8 protein-coding genes are annotated in these 4965 nt (G+C 36.2%); 1 reads left to right on the forward strand and 7 read right to left on the reverse strand.

The genetic code is table 11. The features are described from left to right. Positions 1-198: 198 nt before the first annotated feature. The 7 genes from ACFIMS_RS09765 to ACFIMS_RS09795 form a co-directional block, all read right to left on the reverse strand. Entirely contained in the window at positions 199-633 is a 435-nt protein-coding gene (locus ACFIMS_RS09765) for a hypothetical protein (RefSeq protein WP_273790335.1), read from the reverse strand. After that, entirely contained in the window at positions 617-1858 is a 1242-nt protein-coding gene (locus tag ACFIMS_RS09770; RefSeq protein WP_375696700.1) for a hypothetical protein, read from the reverse strand. Before ACFIMS_RS09770 ends, ACFIMS_RS09765 begins: the two co-directional genes overlap by 17 nt. Further along, entirely contained in the window at positions 1848-2195 is a 348-nt protein-coding gene (locus ACFIMS_RS09775; protein ID WP_375658300.1) for a DUF1376 domain-containing protein, read from the reverse strand. The genes ACFIMS_RS09770 and ACFIMS_RS09775 overlap by 11 nt, the downstream gene beginning before the upstream one ends. Further along, positions 2188-2664 carry a crossover junction endodeoxyribonuclease RuvC gene (locus ACFIMS_RS09780; RefSeq protein ID WP_375631601.1) on the reverse strand — a complete coding sequence of 159 codons (477 nt, stop codon included), beginning with the start codon at positions 2662-2664 and terminating at the stop codon, positions 2188-2190. The genes ACFIMS_RS09775 and ACFIMS_RS09780 overlap by 8 nt, the downstream gene beginning before the upstream one ends. Positions 2665-2746: 82 nt before the next feature. Beyond that, positions 2747-3181: a hypothetical protein gene (locus tag ACFIMS_RS09785; protein ID WP_120100899.1), complete on the reverse strand. Its 435-nt coding sequence runs from the start codon at positions 3179-3181 to the stop codon at positions 2747-2749. 149 nt (positions 3182-3330) lie between these two features. After that, positions 3331-3696 carry a hypothetical protein gene (locus ACFIMS_RS09790; RefSeq protein ID WP_375631600.1) on the reverse strand — a complete coding sequence of 122 codons (366 nt, stop codon included), beginning with the start codon at positions 3694-3696 and terminating at the stop codon, positions 3331-3333. Positions 3697-3795: 99 nt separating this feature from the next. Then, positions 3796-4047 carry a helix-turn-helix transcriptional regulator gene (locus tag ACFIMS_RS09795; protein ID WP_375663512.1) on the reverse strand — a complete coding sequence of 84 codons (252 nt, stop codon included), beginning with the start codon at positions 4045-4047 and terminating at the stop codon, positions 3796-3798. Between the two features lie 109 nt (positions 4048-4156). Here ACFIMS_RS09795 and ACFIMS_RS09800 point away from each other — a divergent pair, with 109 nt between their 5' ends. After that, a complete protein-coding gene (locus tag ACFIMS_RS09800; protein WP_375638755.1) occupies positions 4157-4774 on the forward strand; it encodes a S24 family peptidase in 618 nt (205 codons plus the stop codon). Positions 4775-4965 lie beyond the last annotated feature (191 nt).

The raw sequence follows: 4965 nt of genomic DNA on the forward strand, positions 1-4965 counted from the left end.
TTGTTTACGCTTTTTTAAGAACAGGTCTTTTAATATTCTCATGTTTTTAGTCCATAATTTTACCAATTGGTCTATTTACCTAAAATTTGACCGTACAGAGCGTTTTATATTGCGGATATGGTTTTCATCGTAAAATCTTTAAATCGCTTTGTATGGTACCTTTTTGTCGATTTAAATGCATGTCTAATCGTAAAACGATCAGCACTTTTCACTAGTTTGCTGTGGACCAAAGCGTTTCATTATCCCACCAATGCCATTTAAAGTTTCTTCAAGCTCTTGCTTGTGAACAAGCGTTAGTGGTCTAAAATGCTCTTTCGCTGTTTTTTCTTTGAGTGTTTTCTCACATGTGTTTTCAATTGCTCTACGTACAGTTTCGGCTTTTGAAAGAAGGGTATTTTCTAGTGTCTGGCAATAAGTTAAAAGCTCTCCACAAGTTGGCATAAATGTTTTTGATATCCCAATTGCTTGACCAGTTACGATATCTTCGACGCCTTTTTTCAAAGCATATGCTGAAATCCGTTCCAGCATCATGCTATAGGATAGAACAACGGCTTTGGAATCTGTGTTCGCAGGGACTCTCATGCTTGAGAGTAGGAAAGAAGCTTGCTCAATTTGCTTAACTGAAGCTTTCACAGAGAGCAACGCTTGTAGAAGATTGCAAGCATCTAAGGTTTGCTCTTCCTCCTGTTTCGTCAATGTATTCCCAGCTTTCAGCGTCAATGGATACCCCGGACTGATCATTTCCATAATCTTCTCCAGATGAGAGATGATCTCTGAGTTCGTTGAAGCCTTCTGCAAGCTGTTCTGTGAAAGTTTTCTGAGTGAATTTTCCATGATAACCACCTAACCGTTTTTCCTGTTCTAATCTTGCTTTTTTCTTTGCTAGCGTTCCGATAGGGCTTGTGACCCAATTGTACCAAGTCCTTTGCCAATCTCGTTTGTTTGCATTTTTACCTGGGTTTGCTATCCAGTAATTTGTGAACCGTTCGGTTTCTAACAGCGCCTCATCATGGGTTAATCCTTGATCGATTGCGTATTGCAAATTAGGTTTGAAATCCGCAGGCAATCGACAACCGCGATTAGCTTGCGCTCGTTTTGCTTTTTTGGGAACGTTCTCTTGCTCGTGAATGGGAGGTTGGTTTTCTACACCCGTTGTGATTTGCTCTGATGTGCTCTCAACAGCAGCAACCTCTGTTGGTTCGTCAACCAAATNTTCTACACCCGTTGTGATTTGCTCTGATGTGCTCTCAACAGCAGCAACCTCTGTTGGTTCGTCAACCAAATCGATTGTTGCTAAACTTTCAGAACCAATTTCTTTTTTTGCTAAAACGATAGTTTTAGTTTTTTTATTATATATGTTATTGTTATTGTTAATGGCATCATTAAGCATTTCTTGTGCATTGCTAAAATCCCCACAAGCATCATGCTTAGCATCCTTAAGCATACCGTTAGCATCATGCTTAGCATTTTTAGCATCTTGATCATCACTCATTGTTTTTGCTTTATGATGTTTTGCCCATTTTGCCTGCGCTGCTTTCTTTGCTCTCTCTGAAAACTTATTTAAATTTTCATTTGAGTTATTGAGTTCTTCTTCAACATCTAAACTCCACAAGCGTCCATCTTCTAAATAAATGATGTGTCCAGATCTAAATAAATAATTTAACGCCTTTTCAAATCTTTTTACTGAACAACAAGTAAAATGAGATAATATTCGTGCATCATTCAAAAGAGGCTCACGCGTGTGTAACATTCTTATCCGCAACTTCACATAAACATTGACTTCCATAGGTGGTAAATCAGAGAGTTTAAATAGCCACTGGTCTGTATTAAGTCTCGTCCAAGCCAATTTAGTTGACATATTTTACCTCCTTTTCTTCATTATTATTAAAGGTAAAATTATCTAGCTCTTCACTGAGGTTATTGAGTTCTTCTTCAACGCGCGTATTCCACAATCCATTATCTGTCTCAACAAGTTTATTATTTCTCATGAGATATTCGACAATAGTCGCAAACTTTTTTTGTGAACAATTGCAAACACGTGCAAGCGTTTCAAAATCTTCTTTAATTGGTGCTTTTTTATCGTACATGCGAACGAGAAGCGTCATATAAGCGCCCCTTTGCTCTAACGTCATTCCATCTGTACCACTTATCCAGTCATACAAATGGAATCTTATCCATGGCATACCATTAGACATGCGCGCCTCCTTCTTTTATTAAATATAAAATTGCTAAAGCATCTGCTTCGTTGTCGTCTTTAGGCGTATGTCCTTTGGAACATATTGCCTTAATCATTTTTACTTTTGATGCGTTTCCTTTTCCTGTTGTTGCTTTCTTAATTGTGCCAACAGGAATGCCTTCATACGGTATCTGATGATGTTCACACCACGTCGTTAAGGTTGATAACAAGTCACCGTAAATATGCGCTGCATCAGTACTATTATGACGCCTCACTTCTTCAAAATACATCGCGTCAATGCTGCCTACTGTCTGTTTTATTTCTGATAGACATCTCTTAAAGCGTAAATAATGCATTCCACCGACTTCAAAATATCGGGGGTGGAAATTCATGACACCACTGATGATGTGACCATCCGCACCGCATATCGCCCAGCCTGTCTTGGTCCCTAGATCAAGACATAAAATGGTTTGTGCGTTAGTGATCATAATCCCCCCTTTAAAGCTCTAAGTATTTATATGTGTGCTATGACAGAGCGCGTAGTTATAAGTTTTAAAAAATTGGATTAACTCAATTCAGACGCACACTACACGCATCATTTATTAATTTGATTTCTTCTTCTCTTTTTTTGATGAGGTCATCCCTTAAGAAGCCAAGATTACTTTCGACTAAAGCTGTAAACAAAAGTAGCTCATTTAGGCGATGAAAAGATGACAAATCTTGAGAAAAATAATTATCAAACCAAGTTGTAAAAGCTTGCGTAAAGGCAGATGAAAACCATTGATTAAAATCATCGTATGGCAATAACGGAAAATAATTTCTATCATCACGCGCAAAAATATTTTGCAGTATATAGACAAGATAACCTGTTGATGAGGGATCTATGCAACTTTCACATGTCTGATTAGGCGAGCGAACACCATAATATATGTCTTCACGTCCAATCTTATTAACAAGATTAATCAACTTGACTTTACTTATAGTGATATGCGGGACATCTATCATCTCTGATCTTTCTTTTTAAGAGTCTAAATGCTGCTGTTGTGACAGGGCGCGTTGTGATTGCCTGTCTTGCAAAAATGTTTTTGAAAAAGGAACCTCGCAATGATTCATTGTTAATTAACAATCCTCATTTTTGGCTCAAATGACGCAAGTTAAAAAACTTCTCCTGCAAAAATAAAATCGATCAATCTCGGTTCTTCTTTTTTGTTGATTAACTCAGTGATTTTATTGTTTAATTCATCAATAACTTTCATCTGTGAAGCTAACTTTAGCCTTTGGCTGTATAGCGTTTCATTTTTTTGCTTAATTAAAGAGGATAGGTTTTCAAGTACTACTTGCTGTTGTTCAATTGACTTATCTCGCTCTGCAAGAGTGGCTTCATGCCATCTCATCCAACTATCAAATTTTGACTTATGCCATTCTTCTCGTTTTTTAAGAATTGTTGTGTGAGTTTCGTGTCGTTTCACAAGATCTTCTACGCTACAATCACGATTCGGTATTTGTATAAATTCTTTCACAAACTTATCTCCATTCTCAATTTTCGTATTACAACCTATTAATCTACAAATCCGTGTGTAGAGTTTCTTCAATATTCCGTTTCTCATGATCTTTCTTCTTTAAGAGTGTGAAGGCTGCTGTTGCTGTTCGTTACTATCTGTAGGAGCAGCAATAAAAGCAGAACTAGAGCTAGAACTATCCTTCAACTTTTGCAGCTTGAGATAATTTATTACGGAGATAGATCCTCTTTTTTCCCACTTGCAAACAGCTGCTTGAGTTACACCAAGCATTTTCGCCATTTCTGATTGAGTCCAATTAAATTTGCCCCGTATTGACTTAGTCAAATTCTTAAAATCTTCTCGTTGATCCATTTACAAGCTCCAATTACAGCTCTGCCTTATTTTATTCATATAATTATAGTTATATAAAGTCAATGAAATTTATCTTTATCAATGATAAAAAAATAAGGTAAGCAGAAGTATGAGTAATAAATCTAATATCATAAGCACATTAAAAAAGATTTTGACCGAATTTAACTTAACGCAAGAAGATGTAGCCAAACGGCTAAACGTAACACAAGCTTCAGTGTCTAAGTGGTTAAAAGATTCTGATCCACGCGGCTCTAATCGAGATGCCATTTTAGAATTATATAAAGAACTAAAAGGGGACAATCACTTAATAACTTTTGTTCCTCTTATGGGGTATATTGGAGCAGGAACACAGATAGATCCAAGTTTTGAACAAATCCCTGAAGATGGTCTTGAACAAGTAGAAATTCCTTTTGCTTTACCTGATGATATGGTTGCTTTTGAAGTTAAAGGAGATTCTATGATACCAGCCTATAAAGATGGAGATATGGTTATCGTAAGACGGCGCCAAATTAAAACAATAGAATCCTTTTTTGGCAAAGAAGCCGTTATTTTAACACATGATAATAAAAGATATATAAAGCAGATTAGCAGGGGAATGAATGGTGAAATAGATCTGCTTTCTTGGAATGCCTTACCTATTAAGAATGTTAAAATTGTGTGGGTTGGAGAGATATTTGCTATTTTGCCAATAAGTTCTTACAGCAAGATGATTCGGACTTATCGCTAATTATCCTCCCCTCTTATTCAGCAAGATATTATAATATTTTTTATAAAAATATAACTTTTTATAATTTTTTACTTGCTATTTTATAATTATAGTTATATAAGTAATTATATAAACCACGCACAAACAATCGCCAAGAGGCGTTAGGGAGGAAAAATTATGGATAAGCCAATTCTTATAAATTCCAATGAAAT

The organism is Bartonella sp. AP331QHHD (assembly GCF_042195905.1).
Lineage (GTDB): Bacteria > Pseudomonadota > Alphaproteobacteria > Rhizobiales > Rhizobiaceae > Bartonella.